This is a genomic window from Kribbella pratensis (assembly GCF_004366075.1).
In the GTDB taxonomy this organism is placed as follows: Bacteria; Actinomycetota; Actinomycetes; order Propionibacteriales; family Kribbellaceae; genus Kribbella; species Kribbella pratensis.
On the sequence record NZ_SODU01000004.1, the window covers coordinates 784,984 to 807,509 of the forward strand.

General features: G+C 67.5%; 15 protein-coding genes and 2 pseudogenes. 7 read left to right on the forward strand and 10 right to left on the reverse strand.

Annotated elements, in window-relative coordinates; translation table 11 throughout:
• Positions 1-75 precede the first annotated feature (75 nt).
• Both EV137_RS36145 and EV137_RS36150 read left to right on the forward strand, forming a co-directional pair.
• On the forward strand, positions 76-3,147 hold the full coding sequence (locus EV137_RS36145) for a PD-(D/E)XK nuclease family protein (RefSeq protein WP_134132616.1): 3,072 nt from the start codon (positions 76-78) through the stop codon (positions 3,145-3,147).
• The gene (locus EV137_RS36150) at positions 3,140-6,589 is read left to right on the forward strand and encodes a UvrD-helicase domain-containing protein (protein WP_134132617.1); all 3,450 of its coding nucleotides are present in this window, start codon (positions 3,140-3,142) and stop codon (positions 6,587-6,589) included. The genes EV137_RS36145 and EV137_RS36150 overlap by 8 nt, the downstream gene beginning before the upstream one ends.
• Here the strand turns inward: EV137_RS36150 and EV137_RS36155 are convergent.
• Together EV137_RS36155 and EV137_RS36160 are read right to left on the reverse strand one after the other, a co-directional pair.
• Entirely contained in the window at positions 6,586-7,155 is a 570-nt protein-coding gene (locus tag EV137_RS36155; protein ID WP_134132619.1) for a LysE family transporter, read from the reverse strand. The two genes, EV137_RS36150 and EV137_RS36155, sit on opposite strands and share 4 nt — an antisense overlap.
• 295 nt (positions 7,156-7,450) lie before the next feature.
• Positions 7,451-8,032, reverse strand: a complete 582-nt coding sequence (locus EV137_RS36160) for a TetR/AcrR family transcriptional regulator (protein ID WP_134132620.1) — start codon at positions 8,030-8,032, stop codon at positions 7,451-7,453.
• Positions 8,033-8,167: 135 nt separating this feature from the next.
• Between EV137_RS36160 and EV137_RS36165 the strand changes: the two genes are divergently transcribed.
• Together EV137_RS36165 and EV137_RS36170 are read left to right on the forward strand one after the other, a co-directional pair.
• Entirely contained in the window at positions 8,168-8,902 is a 735-nt protein-coding gene (locus EV137_RS36165) for an SDR family NAD(P)-dependent oxidoreductase (protein ID WP_134132775.1), read from the forward strand.
• Positions 8,903-8,938: 36 nt separating this feature from the next.
• Positions 8,939-9,562 carry an NADPH-dependent F420 reductase gene (locus tag EV137_RS36170; protein ID WP_134132621.1) on the forward strand — a complete coding sequence of 208 codons (624 nt, stop codon included), beginning with the start codon at positions 8,939-8,941 and terminating at the stop codon, positions 9,560-9,562.
• Between the two features lie 866 nt (positions 9,563-10,428).
• Here EV137_RS36170 and EV137_RS36175 read toward each other — a convergent pair.
• From EV137_RS36175 to EV137_RS36195, 6 genes and pseudogenes are all read right to left on the reverse strand, one after another.
• Positions 10,429-10,746 (reverse strand): MafI2 family immunity protein, encoded by a 318-nt coding sequence (locus EV137_RS36175; protein WP_134132622.1) that lies wholly within the window; start codon positions 10,744-10,746, stop codon positions 10,429-10,431.
• 515 nt (positions 10,747-11,261) lie between these two features.
• Entirely contained in the window at positions 11,262-11,657 is a 396-nt protein-coding gene (locus tag EV137_RS36180) for a hypothetical protein (protein ID WP_134132624.1), read from the reverse strand.
• Positions 11,644-13,593: an RHS repeat domain-containing protein gene (locus EV137_RS36185; RefSeq protein WP_134132625.1), complete on the reverse strand. Its 1,950-nt coding sequence runs from the start codon at positions 13,591-13,593 to the stop codon at positions 11,644-11,646. Before EV137_RS36185 ends, EV137_RS36180 begins: the two co-directional genes overlap by 14 nt.
• A 15-nt stretch (positions 13,594-13,608) precedes the next feature.
• Positions 13,609-13,884: pseudogene (locus tag EV137_RS42150) on the reverse strand (hypothetical protein); the annotation flags it as partial.
• Between the two features lie 92 nt (positions 13,885-13,976).
• Positions 13,977-14,501, reverse strand: a pseudogene (locus tag EV137_RS42155) (hypothetical protein); the annotation flags it as partial.
• On the reverse strand, positions 14,498-15,763 hold the full coding sequence (locus EV137_RS36195) for a DUF6531 domain-containing protein (RefSeq protein WP_134132627.1): 1,266 nt from the start codon (positions 15,761-15,763) through the stop codon (positions 14,498-14,500). The gene EV137_RS36195 and the pseudogene EV137_RS42155, both read right to left, overlap by 4 nt.
• Before the next feature lie 216 nt (positions 15,764-15,979).
• On the opposite strand from EV137_RS36195, the gene EV137_RS36200 reads away from it, so the two are divergent.
• Positions 15,980-16,606 (forward strand): DUF6308 family protein, encoded by a 627-nt coding sequence (locus EV137_RS36200; RefSeq protein WP_134132629.1) that lies wholly within the window; start codon positions 15,980-15,982, stop codon positions 16,604-16,606.
• A 6-nt stretch (positions 16,607-16,612) separates the two neighbouring features.
• Here the strand turns inward: EV137_RS36200 and EV137_RS36205 are convergent, their stop codons facing one another.
• Positions 16,613-18,115, reverse strand: coding sequence for an LLM class flavin-dependent oxidoreductase (locus EV137_RS36205; RefSeq protein WP_134132630.1), 1,503 nt, complete (start codon positions 18,113-18,115; stop codon positions 16,613-16,615).
• A 71-nt stretch (positions 18,116-18,186) separates the two neighbouring features.
• Entirely contained in the window at positions 18,187-21,213 is a 3,027-nt protein-coding gene (locus tag EV137_RS36210) for an AfsR/SARP family transcriptional regulator (RefSeq protein ID WP_134132631.1), read from the reverse strand.
• Between the two features lie 92 nt (positions 21,214-21,305).
• Here EV137_RS36210 and EV137_RS36215 point away from each other — a divergent pair, with 92 nt between their 5' ends.
• Both EV137_RS36215 and EV137_RS36220 read left to right on the forward strand, forming a co-directional pair.
• Positions 21,306-21,869: an NADPH-dependent FMN reductase gene (locus tag EV137_RS36215; protein WP_134132632.1), complete on the forward strand. Its 564-nt coding sequence runs from the start codon at positions 21,306-21,308 to the stop codon at positions 21,867-21,869.
• A 13-nt stretch (positions 21,870-21,882) separates the two neighbouring features.
• Positions 21,883-22,422, forward strand: a complete 540-nt coding sequence (locus tag EV137_RS36220) for a dihydrofolate reductase family protein (protein WP_134132634.1) — start codon at positions 21,883-21,885, stop codon at positions 22,420-22,422.
• Positions 22,423-22,526 lie beyond the last annotated feature (104 nt).

A 22,526-nucleotide genomic window follows, 5' to 3' on the forward strand; every position in this document is an offset into this window, starting at 1 on the left:
TTTCGCGCCCGGTCGTCTTTCTGTCCGTGGGAGGGTTTACGGTCTCCGTGACAGTCGAAAGAATCGGGGTTCGTGGTGAGTACCACCCGGATCGAGAGCACGGCGTACGGCGCCGCGGCTCTGGAGCGCCTGCAAGCCGTCGTCGCACGGCTGAAGGCCGACGATCCGATGACCCCTGTCACCCTGCTCCTGCCGAACAACCTGGCCGGCGTCATCGCCCGCCGCCACCTCGCCCGCTCCTCGGTCGCCGGTCTGTACCTGGCGACCCTCGAGCGGCTCGCCGAGCAGATCGCCGCCGGGCTGCTTTCGCCGCGACGTCCCGCGACCCGTCCGATCGTGGCGGCCACCTGGCGTACGGCGCTCGCGAAATCGCCCGGCGTCTTCGACGAGGTCGCCGAGCATCCGTCGACCATCCAAGCGCTTGCATCGGCCCATCGCGAGCTCCGTGACCTGTCCGAACCGGCACTCGACAAGGTCGCGAAGGCGTCCGCACTCGGCCCCGATCTGGTCCGTCTGCACCGGCACGTCACCGCCGAGCTGGCCGCGGACTGGTACGACGCGACCGATCTGCTCCGCGCCGCCGCGTCCCGGATCGCGGACTCGCCGTCAACTGTCGACGAGCTGGGCGCGCTGGTGCTGTATCTCCCGCAAGAGCTGACCCAGTCCGAGGCCGCGTTCGTCGCCGCGCTCGGTGAAGCGGCCGCCGATCTCACGGTGATCGTCGGACTGACCGACGTACGCCGTGCCGACCGCGCCGTGCGGCGATCGCTCGAACGGATCGGGATCGATCTGCCGACGTCGATCTCGAAGAACTATCCGGTCGCGACCGAGATCCTGAACGCGTCCGATGCCGACGACGAGGTGCGTTGCGTGGTGCGGGACGTCGTCTCGGCGCTGGAGCACACGCCGGCGCATCGGATCGCCGTGCTGTACGCCGCGGCCTCGCCGTACGCACGTCTGCTGCACGAGCACCTGTCGGCCGCGCGTATTCAGGTGAACGGTCCAGGTACGCGTCCGGTGCACGAGCGGGCGATCGCGCGGACGCTCCTCGAGGTGCTCGCGCTGGTCGATCAGGATCTGCCGCGCGCGGACGTGTTCCGGGCGTTGGCGAATGCGCCGACGCGCGACTTCACGGGCGAACGTATCCCGGTGCCGCAGTGGGAGCGGATGTCGCGGGCGGCCGGGGTGGTGCGTGGAGACGACTGGGACACGCGGCTGGCGCGGTACGCGCAGTCGGAGCGGCGGACCGCTGACCAGGAGGAGGCGGCCGAGGATCCACGGCCGGCCGCGGTACGGCGCGCGCAGTACAACGCGTCGACGGCCGAGCGGTTGCACACGTTCGCGTCGACGTTGCGGGCGCGGCTGAATGCTCTTGCGTCGTTGGAAACCTGGTCATCGTTGTCTGAAGGTGTGCTGCAACTGTTCCACGATCTGCTCGGGGACTACTCGTCCTTGCCCATCGAGGAGCAGTACGCCGCGGCCGCCGTCGAGGGATCGTTGAAGGGACTGTCGACGCTCGACGAGCTCGGTACGCCGGCGAGCCTCGCGGTGCTGCGCGACGTACTCGATCTCGAGCTGCAGCAGTCGCTGCCCCGGGTCGGGACGTTCGGGACGGGCGTACTGGTCGCGCCACTGTCCGCGAGCGTCGGGTTGTCGGCGGACCTCGTGTACGTCGTCGGTCTCTCCGAGGACCTGTATCCGGGACGAGTCCACGAGGACGCGCTACTCCCCCATCGGGTCCGTGAGGCGGCAGCTCCGGAGTTGGCGTCGTTCCGGGATCGCCTGGACGAGAAGCAGCGGCATCTGCTCGTCGCGTTCTCGGCCGGTGCCCGGGTGGTCGCGTCGTTCCCACGCGGCGATCTGCGACGGTCGTCGCGGCGGTTGCCGACGCGCTGGCTGCTCGGGTCGTTGCGCGAGCTCACCGGTGATCACGCGTTGCCCGCGACGCAGTGGGACCGGTACGGCGAGGTGCTGCGGACGTCGGCGTCGTACGCCGGTTCGTTGACGACGGCAACCATGCCGGCGACAGAGCAGGAGTGGCAGACGCGTGCGGCCGCGGCGCGACTGTGGGTCCAGGACGGGGTTCTCGTGCGGGCCCGGGAGTTGCTGCGAGGGCGTGCATCCGCTGCCTTCACGCGCTTCGACGGCGACTTGTCGGGGGTCTCGGGCCTGCCCGAGTTCGCGGTGGAGGATCGGATCGCGTCGCCCACGTCGCTGGAGTCCTATGCGACGTGTCCGCACGCGTACTTCGTCGAGCGGCTGCTGCAGGTGGAGCCGTTGGAGGCGCCGGAGGATCTCCTCGTCATCTCACCGATCCAGATCGGGAACCTGATCCACAACAGCCTGGACGCGTTCGTGACGCGACTGGCCGGTTCGTTGCCGGGGTACGGCGAGCCGTGGACGGAGGATCAGCGGAAACTGCTGCTGGCGATCGGGGCGGACCTCGCGGACCAGTTCGAGGCGGAGGGTCTGACCGGGCATCCCCGGCTGTGGCAGCGCGAGCGATTGCGGATCCTCGGCGACCTGATGGTGCTGCTCACCGACGACGATCGCTGGCGCGCTTCGCGGAACGCGTCGGTGGTCGCCAGTGAGTTGACGTTCGGGTTCGACGGCGAGCCGCCGGTCGAGATCCCGGTGCCGTCCGGCCGGGTGCTGCTACGCGGATCCGCCGACAAGGTGGACCTCGGCGCGGACGGCACGATCTACGTGACGGATGTGAAGACCGGCGGCTTCTCGCGGTACGAGGGCATCGAGGCGGATCCGGTCGCGGGCGGGACGAAACTGCAGCTGCCCGTGTACGCGTACGCGGCCCGCGCGCGGCTGGGTGAACCGTCCACTCCGGTCGAGGCGTCGTACTGGTTCGTCCGGCGCGGCGGCAAACGGATCCCGGTCCCGCTGACCCCCGAGGTCGAGGCCCGGTACGTCGAGACGCTCGACGTGATCGTGTCGTCGATCGCGGCCGGGCTGTTCCCGCCGAAGGCACCCGAAGTACCGGACTTCCTGTGGGTCCAGTGCCCGTACTGCAACCCCGACAGCCTCGGCCACAGCGAGGTCCGGGCGCGCTGGGACCGCAAACGCCACGATCCGGTGCTGGAACGGCTGGTGCGGCTCATCGACCCGACTGCCCTGGAGGCCGGCGATGAGTGAACAGTTGCTCGACGGGTCCGCCCGGGACCGGATCCGCTCGGACACCGACACCACCCTCTTCGTCGAGGCAGGCGCCGGGTCCGGGAAGACGCACGCGCTGGTCGAGCGGGTCAGGACGCTGGTGCTGCGAGACGGCGTACCGCTGCGATCGATCGCGGCCGTGACCTTTACCGAGAAGGCCGGCGCGGAGCTGCGGGACCGGCTGCGGGTCGAGTTCGAGAAGGCGCGGAAGACCGAGGACCGGCAGCTCGCCGACGCCGCGCTGGACGATCTGGATTCCGCGTCGATCGGCACGCTGCACGCGTTCGCGCAGCAGATCCTGCTCGCGCATCCGATCGAGGCCGGGCTGCCGCCGCTCATCGACGTACTCGACGAGGTCGGCTCGTCGGTCGCCTTCGAGGAACGCTGGGCCGAGCTGCAGCAGCAACTCCTCGACGACGACTCGATCGCCGAGCCGTTGCTGCTCGCCATGGCGGTCGGGGTCGAGCTGAAGCATCTGCGGTCGCTCGCCCGCCTGTTCGGCAACGACTGGGACCTGATCGCGGATCGGGTTCTGGTCGAGCCGCCGGAGCTGGTCGCGATGCCGGATCTCAGCGGCCTGATCGCCGCGGCGGCACAGATCGGCGCCGCGGCCGAGACCTGCCTGGACCCGGAGGACCGGCTGTTGCCGAAGGTCCAGCAGATCCGCGAGCTCGGCCTGACGCTGGACACCGCGTCCGATCAGGAGACGCAGCTCGCGCTGCTGCAGACGTTCCGCGGTCTCAAGGTGGGCAGGATCGGGCGGAAGGAGAACTGGCCGGACATCGCGAAGGTCCGCGCGGACTGCACCGAGGTCGTCGAGGTCGCCGGCTCGCTCGTCGAGCTGCTCCTCGACGCTTGCCTCCGGCATCTTTCGCACTGGATCGCGGAGCGGGTGCTGGAGTCGGCCGAGCTCCGGCGCGCCGAGGGACGCCTGGAGTTCCACGATCTGCTGGTGCTCGCGCGCGACCTGCTGCGGCGCGATCCCGAGGTGCGTGCGGATCTTCAGGACCGCTTCGAGCGGTTGCTGCTCGACGAGTTCCAGGACACCGACCCGATCCAGATCGAGCTCGCGGTGCGGATCGCCGGCGGCGCCGACGCGGACGCCACCGACTGGCACGACGTCGAGGTCCCGGAGGGGCGGCTGTTCGTGGTCGGGGATCCGAAGCAGTCGATCTACCGGTTCCGGCGCGCCAACATCGCGACGTACCTCACGGCCCAGCAGCTACTGGGCGAAACGGTCGCTCTCACTACGAACTTCCGCACGGTGCCGCCGATCCTGAGCTGGATCAACACCGTCTTCGCGACGCTCATCCAGCCCCACGAGTCCGCCCAGCCGTCGTACCAGTCCCTCTCCCCGCACCGCACCAGTCCAACCCGCGGTGCCTCCGCGCGCACCGAGCCCAGTGCGCCGTCTCCCGACGCACCTGTGAAGGGCGACCAGCTCTCGATCTTCGACGAACCCACGCTCTTCGACACCCCGGCAGAGTCCGAGGAGGAGGTGAGTGATCTCGCGGCGGTTCTCCCGTTCCGCCGGCGCGGCGCCGACGTACCGCCTGAACCGTTGCCGGACGAATCCGAGGACCCATCGGCCGGCCCCGCCGTCACGATCCTCGGCGCCACCCCGCACGAGGACCTGCCACGCGCGCAGGCCTCCGTCCTCCGCGAACGCGAAGCCACCGACGTCGCCGCGGTCATCGAGGAAGCGCTCCGCGAGGGCTGGCTGGTGTACGACGACCGCGCGGAAACCTGGCGCCCCGCGGCGGCCGGCGACATCGCCGTACTCGTGCCGGCCCGCACCTCGCTTCCGTTCCTCGAAGACGCCCTCGACCGCGCCGACATCCCGTACCGCGCGGAAGCCAGCTCGCTCGTCTACCAGACCGCCGAGGTCCGTGACCTGCTCGCCTGCGCCCGTGCGCTCGGCGACCCGAGCGACCAGCTCGCCCTCGTCACCACGCTCCGCTCACCTCTGTTCGGCTGCGGCGACGACGATCTCTACACCTGGAAGCGCAACGGCGGCACCTTCACCCTGACCGCACCGGTTCCCGACCAGCTGCTCACGCACCCGATCGGCGAGGCGATGGAGTGGCTCCGCCGGACGTATTACGCCGCCCGGTGGCTCACCCCCAGCGAGGTCCTCGCGAAGATCGTCGCCGACCGCCGCATGCTGGAAGTCGCCGCGATCGGCCCCCGCGCCCGCGACGCCTGGCGCCGGATCCGGTTCGTCGTCGACCAGGCCCGCGCCTGGTCGGAGGTCGAGCACGGCGGCCTCCGCTCCTACCTCGCCTGGGCCGCGCACCAGGGCGAGGAAACGTCCCGCGTCGCCGAGGCCGTCCTCCCCGAGACCGACGCCGACGCGGTCCGGGTGATGACGATCCACGCCGCGAAGGGCCTCGAGTTCCCGATCGTGATCCTCTCCGGTATGACCGCGTCCCCGAACCGTCAGCGCGGTGTCCAGGTCCTGTGGCCGCTGCCCGGCGGCTACGCGGTGAAGCTCAAGTCGTCCGTCCAGACAGAGGATTTCGACCTCGTCCAACCCGTCGACGAGCAGATGGACGACTACGAACGCCGCCGCCTGCTGTACGTCGCCGCAACGCGCGCCCGCGACCACCTGGTCGTGTCACTGCACCGTTCCGGCAACCGCCGCCATACGAGCAACGCCGAACTCCTCGCGAACGCCGGCGGCGTCGACGCGCCGCACGCCACGCTCTTCACCGGCCCACCGGTCCCCGACCGCGAGCCGACCGGCAGCCCGGACGTCACCCCGCCGATTTCCCGCACCGAGTGGGAGACCCGAGCCGCCGCCGCCCAGGCCGCGAGTCGAGCCCGCTCCGCCCAGAGCGCCTCCGGTCTCGAAGGCACCGGCCCCGAACTGTCCGTCGCCGCCGGCACCGACGAGGTCCTCATCGACCCCGGAACCGCGAAGGGCGCCCGCGACCTCGAGCTCCCGCCGTGGTCCAAGGGCCGCTACGGCACCGCGATCGGCCGCGCGGTGCACGCCGTACTCCAGGTGGTCGACCTCTCCACCGGCGCCGGCCTCGAAGCTGCCGTGTCCACGCAATGCCTCGCCGAGGGAGTCCTCGAGTACGCCGACGTCGTCACCGCACTCGTCCGTTCGGCGCTCGCATCCGACGTGGTGAAACGCGCCGCCGCCCGCGAGTACTGGCGCGAGTCGTACGTCGGCACCGTCCAGCCGGACGGCACCGTGCTCGAAGGTTTCGTCGACCTCATCTACCGCGAGGACGACGGCCGCCTCACCATCGTCGACTACAAGACCGACGCGATCCCGGCTGCCGCCCTGGACAGCCGGGTCGCGTACTACGCACCCCAGCTCCAGGCGTACGCCGAGATCCTCCCGAACACGGCGCCGCCCGTCCTGCTTTTCCTCAACCCCAGCGGCGCGATCGAACGACAGGTGCCCTAGGCAACGATCCGCACCGCCAGCACGACGATCACCGCGGCCGACGCCAACGCGGTCACCAGTCGCCCCAACGGACCGGTGAGCAACCGCCCGAGCAAGGCGCCACCGCCCGCGAGCAGCAGTTGCCAACTAGCGGACGCCACGAACGCCGCGACCACGAACACGATCCGCTCGCCAAGCCCCGCGACGCCCGATCCTCCAAGCACCAGCGCCGCGAAGTAGATCACCGTCCACGGGTTCAGCATCGTCATCCCGAGCATCCCGAAGTACGCCGCCCACGCCCCGATCGGCGTCTCCTGCTGCAGCGCAACGATCCGCCGCTCGCGATACCGCCGTACCGCCTTGGCCGCACCCATCACCGCGAGCCCGATCAGCACCACGACCGATGCCCACCGCAACGGCCCGACAACCGGCACCAACAGCGGAGCCAACACCGAGCCGGCGCCCGCAGCCACCGCCGCGTACACGCCATCAGCCGAAGCAACCCCCAGCGCGGCAAACGCCCCGATCCGCAACGAACTCCGCGCCGTCAACGCCACCAAATAGGTCCCGACAGGCCCGACCGGCATAGCAACCCCATACCCAGCCAAGAGCCCCGCGACCACCACCCCGATCACAACTGACCGGAGATCGACCCCCACCCACGACCAACCTGCTGCTGCAGAACCCCAGCCACCAAGGCCAAAGCTCCCACCAGCAACACACCAAAGGTCGTAGTAATCATCCCCCCATGATGAGCACCCACCCCAACCCCCTCAACCCAATTACCAACCGCACCGCTGGCGGCCTTGTTGCACCGCTAGCGCCCTACAACGCGCCACGGCTGAAACAACCCGCTATCCCCGCGCCAGCTTGGTCAGGTCTTCACTCGCTCGCCGTAGGGATGGCGTTGTCGATGAGGACGGCGGCGATGGCGGCGGCGGTGGGGAAGGATGCGCTGTTGAGGACTCGGGTACGGGCCGCGGCGCCGTCGAGGAGCAGCGCCAGTTGCTCGCCGAGTTGTTCGGGGTTGATGGCGCCGGCTTCGCGGGCGGTTTCAGTGAGCCGCGCGGCGATGGCGATCTTGTAGTCGCGTGCGTACTGGGATGCGGGGTGTTGGGGGTCGTGGAGCTCGACGGCCGCCGCGATGTAGGGGCACAGGGGTGCGGACGCGGGGATCTCGAAGGCGGCGAGGAGTCGTTCGCGGGGTGTGAGGTCGGTGCGGTCGAACACTCCGGGCATGACGTCAGGATCGAATCGGCGCAGGTATTCGGCGACGAGTTCGTCCTTGCTGGTGAAGTGCTGGTACGCCGTGCGCTTGGACACCTGGGCCACGGCGCAGAGTTGGTCCATGCCGGTGCGGTTGATGCCCTGTTCGCGGAACAGCTGCTGTGAAGCGCTGAGGATGCGCTCACGTGCGCCCCTGCCGCGGCGCCGGCCCTGGGGGCCCTTCTCCAACTCCGTCATGGCTCCAGCATAGCCCGTTCGGTACCGATCGGTGTACGTAGCTTGCACTTCGATCAGCCGTCCGCTACGTTACGTACACAGGTTGGTGTATTTAAGCCGCCCTGGTCCAGGCACCACCAATTCAACGGAGTGATCGTGGGAAAGCTCGATGGCAAGGTCGCGGTAATCACGGGCGGATCCACCGGCATGGCACTGGCCGGCGCCAAACTGTTCGTCGACGAAGGAGCGCATGTCTTCATCCAGGCCCGGCGCCAGGCTGCACTGGACGATGCCGTCAAGCAGATCGGCCGCAACGTCACCGCCGTACAGGGTGACGCGGCCGAACTGGACGACCTGGACCGCTTGTACGACACGGTCAAGCGGGAAAAGGGCTCGATCGATGTGTTGTGGGCCAGCGCCGGGATGGGTGAACCCGGCGTCCTCGGCGAGATCACCGAGGAGCAGTTCGACCGCGCCTTCTCGCTCAATGTGCGCGGCACCCTGTTCACCGTGCAGAAGGCATTGCCGCTGATGAACGACAACGGCTCGATCTTCATGACCGGATCCAGCGCCTCCCTCGCCGGCTACCCCGGCTGGAGCCTCTACGCGGGAAGCAAAGCCGTCCAGCAGGCCTGGGCCCGCGTCTGGCTCAACGAACTGCGCGACCGCAAGATCCGGGTCAACGTCCTGACCCCCGGCCAGGTCGCCACCGCCAAACAGGAAGAACTGTTCGACGAGGCAACCAAGGCCGCATTCGAATCCCTCATCCCCCGCGGAAAGATGGCCCGCCCCGAGGAAATCGCCACCGTCGCCCTGTTCCTCGCCTCCGACGACTCCAGCTACGTCAACGGCCTGGAACTGGTCGCAGACGGCGGCACCACCGCCATCTGAACCACACACCTCGAGAACTGGAAGAGAGCACACCTCATGGGCAGCATCACCCTCATCGGTACGGGAAACATGGCCCGTACCATCGGCACACTCGCGGTGGCGGGCGGCAACACGGTCGAGGTCATGGGCCGCGATCAGTCCAAGGCCGACGACCTGGCCAAGGCTCTCGGCCGCGGCTCGACGACGGGCAAGTGGGGCGCCGTCCCGACCGGGGACATCGTCATCACAGCCCTGTTGTACGACGGCGTCGTCCCGGTGGTCACGGAGTACGGAGACGCCCTCGCGGGCAAGGTCATCGTCGACATCAGCAACCCGTTCAACGCCACCTTCGACGGACTGGCCCACAGCGAGGAGACCTCGATCGCGCAGGAAGTCGCCAAGGTAGCCCCGGCCGGCGCCAGCGTGGTGAAGGCCTTCAACACCATCTTCCGTGACGTCCTGGAGCAGGGCCGTCCCGACGTCTTCATCGCCGGCGACAACGTGCAGGCCAAGGCTGCCGTGGCGGCCTTCATCCAGAGCCTCGGGCTGCGCCCCCTGGACGCCGGCAGCCTGAAAATGGCGCACTGGCTGGAAGGAATGGGCGTAGTCACTATGGGCCTCGCCGCCAACGGCGTCGGCCACTGGAACTTCGCCCTCGGCATCAACGAATTCACCGCCTGAACAGTAGCCACGGCGACGACAGCCGAACGCGCCTGAACGCCAGCACGTTCTACAACGAGCGGCCACACCCGGCTCGCCCGTCGACCACGCTCGCCCCGCCCAGCGCCGGCATGCCTCGGCGTTGGTGGACGAACAATCCCGCGACCTGGGACGGCGAGCTCTTCGCCCCAACTCGCCCAAGCGGTGTCTGCGAGTCCTCGGGCGTACTGCCTCAGCATCAACAACTCATGGTCCGAGATGGGCGAGATCGGGCCGTCCGGATCCAATGCACACCCGAACTGTCCTTGCGCCGTCATCCAGGCCAAAACACCTCTAGACATGCAGCCGGGGTCGAACAACTGCGGCGGGTCGCAGAACGGAAGCCCTTCAGCGCCGACCCACGCAACAGAACATCCCGACTCGATGACCGCGGCAAGCGAAACACGCAGCGCGGCCGCCAGACCGTCGGCGGTCGGCCAGACGAGAATCGGCAGGTCCCAGGTCGGGATCTCCCATGCCTCACCCCGGAGAACGAACTCGTCGAGGGCGGGTCCCCCGAACCAACCATCGTCTGGAAACACGACCGGACTCCGCTCTCCGCGCCTCGCAAGACCGTAGATCGTGATACCCGGCACCTCGTCCCCGTCAACAATCACAACGAGCGAATCACGCGCGAGACGTGAACTCATGCCATCCCTCCAACCGTTCTAAGAGCTAGGTGGGCCCCCGGGCCAAGCGCGACCACAGCCTCGTCTGACTCCGGTTGCCGGACTGCACACGGCCACCGGACACACACGCCCGGAAGCGATCCACGATCCTGGCTGGCCGGGTCGTCGCGGACCAATTCGTGAATGTCGGCACCGTCGCCGGCCGCCCCCTCTCCCACCTCATTCCGGCTCGTCCTCACGCCGCCGGTACACCCACTCCTCACCAGCCAACAGTTCCCGCGACTGGAAGCCCGGCACAACCACAGCCTCGAACCGCACATCAACGAGAGGCGCGAAGTCAGCAACAACATAGGCCTCGGCCTCGGCGGCCAACAAACGCTCGTCGTCGCCTACTGCCTCGTAGATGAATCTTGCTTCGATGAGGGGGTAGGTGGGGCTGACTGCCACAGCTCTGAGGCCGGGCGTGACCAGGTCCCAGAGAGCCCGCTGGAACGACAGCAGAACTTCGATCCGGAACGCAGCGGAGTCTGTTGTCATCCCGGCATCCTTTTGTGCTGTGGCGCTCGGTCAGTCATCTGGTTCGCCTTCGATCAGGTCCTCGATCGCGCGCCGCAGCCACGTGTAGAACGACGGAGCGTCTCGCGGAGTTCGCGCCCGGAGTAGTCGAAGTCGTGAATGACCAGCACCTCAGCGAACCGACCTGCCAACATGTCACTTCGTCGTTGTCCTGGCACCGCGCAAAGGGCACCAACACCCGCCCGGGATACCGTGCCGCCAAGCTCGCGTAACGGGCAAGCAGCGAATCGCCCTCGAGAATCCGCCAAGGCTCCAGGTCAACCAACCCGAGCTCGACCACCCGAATGAACGACGCAGGATACGGGAAGCCACTCGGGATGTCGGACAGACCAAGCAGATATCCCATCGTCAGCGCCCCCTTCCATCGGGTGAGCACCGTCCTAGCCAGGTACTTCGAGTTGCCACCTGCGGCCAGTTGGACGCCGTCGGACCAGCCCAATAACTGATCAGCCTCAGCGTCATCCTTGCCCTTGTGTTCATGACGACCGGTCGCCCGACCCGCTGTCATCGAGTACGAGGCGGGCTGCGCGCGCCCGAACGCGCATTTCACCCCAGTCGCCCTGTAACTCGTAAAGCCCCGAGTCCCAAGTCATCGTGTCGATGTGTCCGTAGTCGATCTCGCCAGTCGCATCGATTGCCGGAGGCGCACCCTGGGCGACCCACTCGAGATCCGTGACCTTTTCGAAAACGAGTTGCCCGTCGAGGTAGAACAGGTTGTTGCCGGGGTGCGGAAGCTTGTACCGGGGATGCTCAGGCGTGAGGACGAGGTCCAGCCGGAATACCACTGACCCTGGCCTCGCCGTCACATCGAGGACCCAGGACTCCTCCAGCACGTACGTGTCGAACCCGGGCAGATTCTCATAAGGAGTCATGGCAAATCCCAGTCGATGGGCACGTGGTTTCCAGCACTCTTGCCGTGACGGGATTTCCGAACGGATCGACACGTTGACCGCTCGCGTTGCGTACTTCAACATGTGGAAGCTCGCTTCCCGGCGTCCTCGGACTGCCCTGTTTCAGCGTCAAGCGTTTCACTCCCGCGGCATCGATGAAGACCATCGGGCCAGCCTTCGACTGGGTCAGAACCCAGCCTTGTGTCTGCGCGAACGCGACGAGTTCCGATGCCTTCGCCGAGCCTCCCATCGTCAGATAACCAAGCGCGACATTGGCATCGTATTTCACGACTGCTCCACCGAGGGTCATCGTGATCCGACGACCCGCCGCGGCCGCCTCGGATGCTCTCCCGAGAGCCGGGAATCTGCCTGCAAGGCCGACAATCGCTATGTCAGCGGCTAGTTGGGAGCAGTTGCCTTTTAGGACGCAGGCTTGGGAGTCGAGGATGCCGGCGGTGCCGGCGGAGATTACGCCGGTGGCTGAGGAGATTTGGAGGAGGATGGGGATGGCGGGGGCGCAGGCTCGGGCGAGGGTGCAGATGACGGCGCCGCCCAGGGCGGCTGTGGAGATGTAGCCGGAGATGTGGGAGACGTCGGTGAGGGTGCCCTCGATGTCGTCGAGGCCTTGTAGGTCGGTGGTTTTGAGGGGGTTGCCGGTGGTGTAGGCGTAGGGGTTCGCGGAGCCGGCTTGGTCTGTGGTGAGGAAGGTGCCGGTGGTGGGGTTGTACTCGCGTTGGCCGAGGAGGTAGTTGCCGGTGGGGAGTTTGAGGCCCCCGATGTAGCCGGGGGTCGGTGGGGTCGAGGCCGTCTGGTTGGTTGGGCCGGCTCGGGTTTGGCCGTAGGGCTCGTAGTCGTGCTGGTCGGGCTTGGTGGTCGTTGCTGTGAGCACCGAACCGTTGGCAGTCGTAGTGAGCGGGGTTCGTGCGGTCGGAGTCTGTTGGGCGACGAGGCCGGAGCCGTACAGGTAGCGGCTGGGTTGTGAGGCTCCTGTGGTGCCCAGGATCTGGGGTGAGAGGGGGTCCCAGAGGTAGTGGGTGGTTTGGGGGCCGGTGGTGGAGATGGCTCGGCGGCCGTCGCCGGTGTGGGTGTAGGTCGTCTTGACGCCGGCGGTGGTTGAGGTGGTGGGTTTGCCGGCGGCGGACCAGGTGTAGGTGGTGGTGCCGTCGGAGGTTCGGTTGCCGTCGGGGTCGTAGGTGTAGTGGTGGGTGGTTGGTACGTCGAGCGGGTAGTTGGCCGGCGTGGTGATCGAGGCCCGGAGTTCATTGGCGGGGCCGTACAGGGACCAGGTGCTGCCCGAGGGGCGCTTCTCCCAGGTGCGGTTGCCGTTGGCGTCGTAGTCGTAGCGAAGGTAATCGCTCGCGTCGTCGGTGCACTGGTCGACGCCGTAGCAAGCCGCAGTCAGGCGGTTCAGGGAGTCATAGCTGTACGACGATTTGCCGGCGACGGAGTCGTCGGAGCGGGTGAGGTTGTCGGCGGCGTCGTACGCGGAGGTAATTGTCCGGAGTGCGCGGCCGTTCTGGGTGATGGACAAGGATGTGGTGCGACCGCGGACGTCCAGCTGTTCGGTCTTGACCAGCCCGCCGGGTTGGGTTGTGGTGATCGTGCCGCGGGCGAGGTCGTAGCGATACGAGGCCAGTGGCTTGCTGTCGGCTGCCGCGGAGGTCAGGCGGTTGGCGGCATCCCACGTGTACGACTCGGTGTGACCAACTGCCGTCCGTCCGGTGAGGTTGCCGACGGCGTCCCAGCGGTAGGACACCGGGCCGGCCGACGTGAGCTGGTCGAAGGCGTCGTACTGGAAGCGGGTGAGGCCCAGACCGTCGGTCATCGACGTACGGCGGCCCGCGGCGTCCCACGTGTAGCTGACGGCGGGAGTCTTGTCGGAGTACGCGATGCGCAGCGGCGCACCGCGCGGATCCAAGACATAGGACGCCGTCTTCCCCGAGGGCAGCGTGGTGCGGATCAGGCGGCCGGCCTTGTCGTACGCGAACTTCCAGGTGCGACCGCCGTACGTCGCCTCAGTTGTCCGGCCCGCACCGTCGTACGTGAAGGTCTGCGAGCGGCCACTGGCGTCGACGGTCTCGGTGACCCTGCCGGATGCGTCGAAGGTCGTGGTGGCCTCGGCAACGATGGTCTGGTGACGCCGACCACTGCCCCGGCATTGTCGTAGCGCAGCTTGGTAGTGCCGCCGCGGGCGTCGACCAGCGTCGATACACGGCCTTGCCCGTCGTAGGTCTGGCTCGTGGAGACATCAAGCGGTCCGTGCTGCGAGAGCCGCTGGTCGTCGTCGTTGTAAGTGATCGTGCTGACGGCACCGCGCGGTGAGATCGTCTTGATCGGCCGCCCCCAGCCGTCATACGCAATGCGGGTCAGCTGACGCAATGGATCCGTGATGGTCGTCAGGTCGCCGTCGGCGGAGTACGCATACTGCACAACACGACCCAGAGCATCGCGAGACGCCGTGACCAGGCCCCGCGTGTCGTAGCTGACCGACGAGGTGCGACCGGCGTACGCCGTGCCGGTTAGGTTCCCGCGGACGTCATAGGTGTACGTCGTCCGCCGCCCGAGCGGATCCACCGTCGCCACGACGTCGTTTCGGGCGTTGTAAGTACGCCGGGTCACCGCACCGACCGCGTCCGTCGAGGCGACTACGCGACCAAGAGCGTCGTACTCGTGCCGCGCGCCATGCCCGAGGCTGTCGAAGACCCGGATGAGGTCGCCGTTGGCATCGTAATGGAACGTGGCCGTGGCGCCGGTCGGATCGGTTTGGCGGATGAGCCAGTTCCGCTCGTACTCGTTGATCCACTTCCCACCGGTCGGATCGATCATCGTCGACGTACCGCGAATGCCCTCGGTGTCCCAGGACACGTCGACCGACCGCCCCTGGCATCGGTCTGAGCGACGACCCGCCCGTCGGCGTCGTACTCGGTCACGTACGCCGGCTTGCCCGCATCCCCCACCGTCTCCGACGTCAGCCGCCCCGCGGAGTACTCGTACCGCGTCCGAACCCCGCCCGGCGACGTCACCCCCACGAGCCGACCGTCGGCGTACTCGTACCGCACCGTCCGCGGCGCAACGCCGGGCGCCGACAACCGCACCGACGCGATCTGCCCCTGCTCGTTGTAGTCGTACGACAGTGACCGCCGGCCGTTCGCGACCGTCCGTACGCGCCCCGAGGCCCGCTCGATCGTCACCCCTTGACCGTTGCGGTCCCGGATCGCCTGCAACTTACCGGTCAGCGAGAACTGCATCCGCACCTGGTCGACGCTCGTCAGCAGGTACGTCGACCCCGACCGCGCCAGCGTGAACCGGGCCGCCCCCTGCTCCACCTCAAAGCCGGTCCCGTGACGCGTGAACCCGATCTCCCGCCCATCAGACGCCAGATACCGCGCACCCGTTGGTGACAGCTCAAGACGATCCGAGTACGACGCTCTCCACCCGGCACCGAGCGATCCGGTGGATCCGTCGTTCGAGTTGTACGTCCGCGTCACCGTGAGCGGTACGCCGAGAGCCGTCACCGAAGCGTCCGTCTCGACGGCGGCCAGCGCGCCCGTCAGGGAGTTGACGGGATCGGACTGCATCGCGAACGGCCCGAAGAACGCCCGTGCCTGTTTGTCCGGGAACACGAACCCAGGCGCACCGGCGTAGATCATCACCGAGGCGGACGCCGAACCCTTGCCGTTCGTCAAGGAAACGCTCAGCAGGTTCGGTGAGCCGACGAACTTGCAGTCGAGTGGCACGAAGACCGACCAGCTCAGCGATTGGGTCCGCGCAGGTTTCGGTTTGGGCGCGTTCTCGCAGGGCCAGTGGTCGACCTGCCACGTGCGGGTGTCGGTGATCCGGAGGTAGCAGAGGTCGATCGTCAGGTTGAACGTCCGGGCCTGGAAGGTCAAGGTGAGCCCGGTGCCTGCATGGGCCATGCCGCCGTCGAGAGCGATCTCTGTGCCGGTGCTCAGGACTTCACCGTCCGCGGAGACGGTGAGGTCCGGATGTACACACGGGTAGGCGTCCGGCGGAGCGGCGGACGAGACCGGGGTGAAGGGGACGAGCAGGAGGACGGCGAGGACGAGCGCAAACAGCCGGTTCCGCACAGTTCGCCTCCGCTCAGTCGTTGGGTTGTGACAGAGAGTTTACGGAGATCGGCATGCGAAATGAGCGGATGGTTACAGGTTGTGGACAACGGGAAGTGACTTTGGCGTGCGGGGGGCCGTGGAGTCGCTACGATCTGCGGAAACAGGTGTCAGGAACGTTCGAATGATGGTCCGCCCGCTGGCGGGTCTGCCACCACAAGTGTGAGGGTGTGGCTCATGAACATCGGTACCCGGAAGATCGTCGTCGACGAGGCGATCGCGCAACTGCGGCTGTACGCCGAGACGAACGGCGCCGTGCTGCAGTACTACGACGGGCTGCCGGGTATGACCACCGTCGGTGGCTCCGACCCGAACCGGATCACGTTCGAGGACCTGGGCAGGATCATGGTGATCGGCGCCGACCTGCGGGTGCTGGACATTCCCTGGCTGCTCGAGGTGGAGGCGGAGAAGGAGCTCGCGGCGATCCCGGTGGACGCGCGCCTCGAGGACGCCGCGCCGGGGAGTGAGCTGTTCGACGCGGCGATGGCGCTGGACGACAAGTTCACCGGCCACCGCGGGTTCGGGCACGCGAAGAAGTCGAAGCTGCTGCACCTCAAGCGGCCGTACCTGTTCCCGGTGACCGACAGCTTCATCCGGATGACCTACGGCTCGTCCTCGGCCGGAGCCGAGTTCCTCAAGGCAGTCCGCGAGGACCTGGTGAACCCGGCCAACGTCCGTGACTTCAAGCTGCTGCAGGTCCGCCTGAGCGCGGAGCCGGCGACCAGCGCCGCCCGTCTGCTCGGCGAGGTGCCGACCCTCCGTCTCCTCGACATCCTCGCCTCCCTGCTGGGCGAAGCCAAGTAGTAGTACCTACAGGACCCCGAGTCGCGCCAGCGGTTCGACCAGTTCGCGTTCCTCGTAGGACAGGTGCGACAGCAACGTGTCGTCCAGCAGGTCGACGGCCGCCCGCAGACCGTCGATGTCGCCTGATCCGTCAACCAGCGCGACGAGTGCTTTGTCGACACCTTCCAGTACGTCGTGAATGATCTTGTGCTCCTCCTGCAGCCGGTCCACGACCGGCACCAGGTCAGGGTCGGCGCGACGTAGATGCGGGAACAGCGATGCATCCTCGAGCGAGTGGTGCGTCGTCACGAGCCGGCAGTACGACTCGCAGTACGTCCCCAGCGTCCAATTGTTCTGCCGCATGGTCATCGTGTTGATGTGCGACCGCGCCGCACCGACGCCCAGCGTCCCGGCCGCGACCTGCTCCACCAGGTCGCGCACCTGGTCGAGCTCTGCACGCAGGTGGTCGTGTACGTCGATCAGGTGCTGACCGGACTGCAGTTGGTACGGCGTGTACGTCCGAGACGGGTCCTGCGCCGGACCGGTCGGCCGAGCGGACTCGTCCAGCAGCTGTACGGCGCTGCGTCGTACGGCAGGAGGTGGTGTCGGCACGACGCCAAAGCCCGTAGCAACCACACTCTCAGCAACAGCGCCCGACCGAGCCACCGCGACTGCCTCGCGCACACCGGCCGCCACCTCAGCGAACCGCCGGATGTCGTCAGGATTGTCCGAGGCAAGGATGTAGGTGCTGATCCCCTCCCCCAGCGTCAGCTCGGTCAGCTGGTCGATCCACAGCTCCTCAGGCCCCTGCAGGAACCCACCGCCACCGACAAACTGACCGGAGATGTTGTACAGCCGCCGTACCGCAGCAGGGTCCCGCCCGGCCTCCACAGCGGCCTCGTCGATGACCTTGTTCATCGCGGCCAGTTGTTCCGGCCCGGCGTACCCGCTGCTCGGCAGCCACCCGTCTGCCAGCCGTCCGGTGAGCGCGAGCATCCGCGGCTTGTACGCACCCAGCCAGATCGAGACGTCATGCGCCGGCGCCGGACCGCGCTTCGCACCGGACAGCGTGTAGTGCTTGCCGGACAGCCGGATGCCGCCACCACCAGGTGTCCAGACCTCGCGCATGATCGCGATGGCCTCTTCCAGCGCGGCAATGCTCTGTCCGGTGGTCAGCCGCGGCCCGCCGTTCGCCGCGACCGCGTCGAGGAACCCGCCGGCGCCCAGGCCAAGCTCAACTCGCCCACCGGTGATCAGGTCCAGCGTCGCCACACTGCGCGCCAGGACGACCGGGTGCCGGAGCGGGAGGTTGGCCACGTTGGTAGTGACCTTCACGCGCTCGGTACGGGCTGCGACGACGGACAGCAGCGTCCAGGCATCCATCAGCCGCGGCTGGTACGGATGATCCTGGAAGCTGACCAGGTCGAGGCCGACCTGCTCGGTCAGCTGGGCCAGCGCGATCACGCGGTCCGGGGTGTCGACCGCCGGGGTCAGGAACGTGCCGAAGACCAGCTCGTGGCCGTAATCCATGGTTCACCTTCTCGAAGTGGGTTCGGGAGCAAAACTACTTCGATAGACGAATAATCTCAACAACAGAACATCTACTGCCGGACGAGCAGTCCGAACGCGTCAGCCGGGCTCAACCCCTCGCCACGGGAGAACGCCGCCCGATACGCCTCCGGCCCCAGCGCGGACTCGGCCGCAGCGACCGCCCGGGCAAGGTCGTCTTCCTCTGTCGCGGCCATCAGATAGTTCTCGGTGGACCTGGTCGCCGACGAACTCCCCAGCAAGGTCGCGGCGAGGGTCTTGTCCGGGTGACAGGCCGCGATCCCCTCCAGCGCCCAACACATGCTCCGTAGCGAGTCGAACTCCTCCGAGACCCGGAAGGCCTCCATGTGCAGCTCCAACGCGTCGTCCGGCCGGCCCTGGAGCTCCCTGACGAACCCGAGCTCTTCCAGCACGATCGACAGATACAGCACCGACTCCGTCTGCAAGCGGGCGGCGTCGATCAACGCCTGCAACCGCTCCGACGCCTCGTCCAGAGCGCCGGTACGACGAGCCGCGAAGCCGAGCACCAACTCCGCCAGTGCCTGCGTCGCGCGCTGCCCTTGCTCGGTCGCCAGCCGCAACGCACGCTCGCCGTACGTCCGGGCCTGCTCGTAGTGTTCTCGCCGGATCGCCGTCCACCCGAGCATTCCCAACGCGTTGGCGACCTCGGGCCACAGCCCGATCTCCTCCGCGGCCTCGGCACCTTCGAGGTGCAGCCGCTCCGCCTCGTCGAAGTCGCCGACGAGCTCGGCGTGCGCCCCGAACCAGCCCGTCGCCTGCAGCACACCCCACCGATCCCCCAGCGCCCGGAAAATCCCGATGCTCTGACATGCGTCGTCGTACAGCGCCGGCAGATCCGCCCGTACGTGCGCATGCTTCGCGCGCGCAGCCAGCACAGCTGCCACACCCCACTGGTTCCCGTCGGCCTCGAACGTCTTCAGAGCCTGGTTGAGCATCGACAGACAAGCAGAGAGGTCGCCGACGTCGCTGGCGGCATGGGCAATCCACCACTGGCCCATGGCATCGGCACTGTCCAGCCAACGGTCCCGCTCCGCTGCGGCGTCCGGGTGCCCGAGCAGGTACATGAACCCGGCCCGCCACACTCCAGCCCGAGCAGAACCCGGCACTGTGTCCAGAGACCGCATGGCCTCCACATACCGACCACGGAGGAACCAGTACCAGGACAGTGCGTCCACAAGCCGTTCGGCGAGGTCCAACTGCCCTGTGGTCACCGCACGATCCAGTGCGGTCCGGAAGTTGGCGGAGTCCTCGTCCAACAGCTGCAGCCACCTGCTCTGCTCGTCACCGAACAGTCCGGGCCGCGCCGCCTCAGCCAGCGACACGTAGTAGGACAGGTGCCGTTGACGAGACGACTCCAGCTCACCGCTCACACGCAGTTTCTCGACGCAGTACGCCGCCACTGACTCAAGCAACCGGAAGCGACCACCATCGACCGGTACGACGAGCGACCGGTCGACCAGACGCACCAGGACATCCAGTACGTCGTCCTCGCCGCACACAGCCGCCGCAGCGTCCGCCGTACAGCCATCTGCGTGTACGGCGAGCTGCCGCAGCACTGACTGCTCCTCAGGGGCGAGCAGCTCCCAGCTCCAGTCGATCATCGCGTGCAGCGTCTGCTGTCGTGGCGCTGCACCGCGGTGTCCTGTCGCCAGCAACCGGAAGCGGTCGTCCAGTCGCGCTACGAGCCCACGTACCCCGAGCGCTCGCACTCGCGTCGCAGCGAGCTCCAACGCGAGCGGGATCCCGTCCAGCCGCCTGCACAGTACGGCGACATCAGCAACGGTCTCGTCCGTCAGGGCGAAGCCACGTGACGCGGCCGCCGCACGTGTCACGAACAGCTGCGCTGCACTGCACTCACCGACGGCCTCGACACCGGCCGACACGGGAGGCACAGCCAAGGGCGGAACACTCCACACCACCTCACCAGCCAGGCCCAACGGCTCGCGACTCGTCGCGAGCACACGTAGGCCAGGAGCCGTGGCTAGTAAGCGGTCCGTCAGCGCGGCAACCTCCTCGACAATCTGCTCGCAGTTGTCCAGCACCAGCAGCCGGGAACCCATCACTGACGCCAGCAGATCGACCACCGGTGTGCCCCCGGTGTCGCGGAGATCCAGAGCTGCCTGCACCGCGTCAGTGAGCGAGTTGGCGACCGACAACGCGTCAGGAGTCACTGCAGCGAGCTCGACCAGCACGACGCCGTCCGCGAACCGGCCCGCAACATCGGCCGCCGCGGCGAGTGCCAAGCGAGTCTTGCCGACACCTCCCGGACCAGTCAGCGTGACTAAACGTGACGTGCCCAAACAGGCACCTACATCCGCCAACGCATCGGTGCGACCGATCAATTCAGTCAGCTGAGCGGGAAGGTTGTTGCGTGCGTTTGGCAGCTCCTGAGTGAGGATCGACTGCTGCAGCGCCACGAGCTCCGGGCTAGGGTCCAGCCCGAGATCCTCCAACAGGAGCTGCCGTAGCTCATCGAAACTCTCCAGAGCCTCCGTCTGCCGCCCAGCTCGGTAGAGGGCCTTCATGTGTGCGGCACGGAGCCCCTCACGCAGTGGGTGCTCTTTCACGAGCGCTGCGAGGTCCACAACGGGTAGATCGGCCTGCTCGAGAGCAGTGAGCCGCAAATCGGTCAGCCGGGCTACAGCTGTCTCAACGAACGCGTCGTCCGCAAAGTCGGCGTACGCCGAACCGCGCCACAACGCCAGCGCCTCGTCGACAGAGCCGGCGGCCAGCAGTTCACCGAACTTCAGAGCGTCATACGTCTCAGCAGAAACCACTAGCGAGTAGCCGGCCGGACCGGACTGCACCAGCGAGCGACTGCCGGGCTCAGCGTCTTCAAATGCTCGTCGCAGCTGGGACACCTTCGCAGACAACGTCCCGGACGGGTTACCGGGCAGTTCCGACCCCCAGAGGTCGTCGATGAGGCGGTCCGCGGGAACAGGTCGGCCCTCGTGCACCAGCAGGTTCGCCAGCAGCGCACGGACCTTCAGCCCCTGGATGACCACGGGCGTCCCCGCGTCCGTCCACGCCATCACTGGTCCGAGTACCCCGAAGCGCATGACGGCACCTTATTCCGGTCGGCCAGAAAGGACCGGAAAGAAACCGTAAACCCCTTCCGGCAGAGTCTGGATCAGACGGAAGGAGGACGCAGATGCGACTGGCAGTGATCATCGGCAGCACCCGGCGCGGCCGGTTCGGACCGACCGTGGCGCACTGGCTCGCAGAGCAGGCCACCAAGCAGTTCGACGTCGACCTGGTCGACCTGGCAGCTGCGAACCTGCCGACCACGCTGCCCGACGCGGACGACGAGACGCCGCTGGAGGTCGCCGTACTGAGCAGCAGACTGGCCGCCGCGGACGCGTTCGCTGTGGTCACACCGGAGATCAACTGCAGCTTTCCGGCCACGCTGAAGACCGCACTGGACTGGTACTACGAGGAGTGGCACGCCAAGCCGGTAGCGATCGTCAGCTACGGCCGGGAGAGCGGCGGCTCCCACGCCACCGCGCAACTGCGCCAGGTCTTCACAGAACTCCAGGCGGTCACCATCCGCAACACTGTCGCACTGCCCTGCTACTGGGAGCAGTTCACCGCCGACGGCGGCTGGCCACGGTCTTCTGCCGGCTACGAGGCAAACGCCAAACTCATGCTCGACCAGCTCGTCTGGTGGGCCGAAGCACTACAGGACGCCCGCAACAGGCGCCCGTACCAACCCTGAGAGGAAAAGACCCATGAGGAAGCTGATCGAATCCACGTTCGTCACCCTGAACGGCGTCATCGACGAGCCGCAGAACTGGAGCCCGCCGTACTGGGACGAGGAGCACATGGCCTACAACCAGTCCCTGATGGAAGGTGTCGAGGGACAGGTGCTCGGCCGGGTCACCTACGAGGGCTTCGCGGACGCCTGGCTGTCACGGGCCGGCGACCCGCTCGCCGACAGCTTCAACGCGATGCCGAAGTGGGTCGCCTCGCGCACGGTCACCGAGTGGAAGTGGAACGCACAGCCGCTCGAGGGCGACGCGGCCGAGGCCGTCCGCAAGCTCAAGGAGTCCGAGGGCGGTGACCTGATCAAGTACGGCACCGGGTCGTTCTCGAAGACGCTGCTGGAGAACAAGCTCGTCGACGAGTACCACTTCTGGATCTTCCCGGTGGTCGCCGAGGGCGCCACCATGTTCCAGGGCACCGGCATCGACATCACCCACCTCGACCTGCTCGGTACGACGACCTTCAAGTCCGGCATCGTCGTCCACAAGCTCGCACCGAAGGCCTGATCGCAGTTCGCGCGTCCGGCCGGTCACCCGCAACGGGTTGCCGGCCGGAGGCTTGTTCGCATCTTCCGTGGGTACCGGTTCGGGCTACGGGGGGCTGAGGCGGC

Bases quoted from the DNA above. Each gene is read 5' to 3' on its own strand.
- EV137_RS36150 (WP_134132617.1), top strand. From the start codon at position 3,140: ATGAGTGAACAGTTGCTCGACGGGTCCGCCCGGGACCGGATCCGCTCG.
- EV137_RS36155 (WP_134132619.1), bottom strand. From the start codon at position 7,155: ATGCCGGTCGGGCCTGTCGGGACCTATTTGGTGGCGTTGACGGCGCGG.
- EV137_RS36160 (WP_134132620.1), bottom strand. From the start codon at position 8,032: ATGACGGAGTTGGAGAAGGGCCCCCAGGGCCGGCGCCGCGGCAGGGGC.
- EV137_RS36170 (WP_134132621.1), top strand. From the start codon at position 8,939: ATGGGCAGCATCACCCTCATCGGTACGGGAAACATGGCCCGTACCATC.
- EV137_RS36175 (WP_134132622.1), bottom strand. From the start codon at position 10,746: ATGACAACAGACTCCGCTGCGTTCCGGATCGAAGTTCTGCTGTCGTTC.
- EV137_RS36180 (WP_134132624.1), bottom strand. From the start codon at position 11,657: ATGACTCCTTATGAGAATCTGCCCGGGTTCGACACGTACGTGCTGGAG.
- EV137_RS36200 (WP_134132629.1), top strand. From the start codon at position 15,980: ATGAACATCGGTACCCGGAAGATCGTCGTCGACGAGGCGATCGCGCAA.
- EV137_RS36205 (WP_134132630.1), bottom strand. From the start codon at position 18,115: ATGGATTACGGCCACGAGCTGGTCTTCGGCACGTTCCTGACCCCGGCG.
- EV137_RS36210 (WP_134132631.1), bottom strand. From the start codon at position 21,213: ATGCGCTTCGGGGTACTCGGACCAGTGATGGCGTGGACGGACGCGGGG.
- EV137_RS36215 (WP_134132632.1), top strand. From the start codon at position 21,306: ATGCGACTGGCAGTGATCATCGGCAGCACCCGGCGCGGCCGGTTCGGA.
- EV137_RS36220 (WP_134132634.1), top strand. From the start codon at position 21,883: ATGAGGAAGCTGATCGAATCCACGTTCGTCACCCTGAACGGCGTCATC.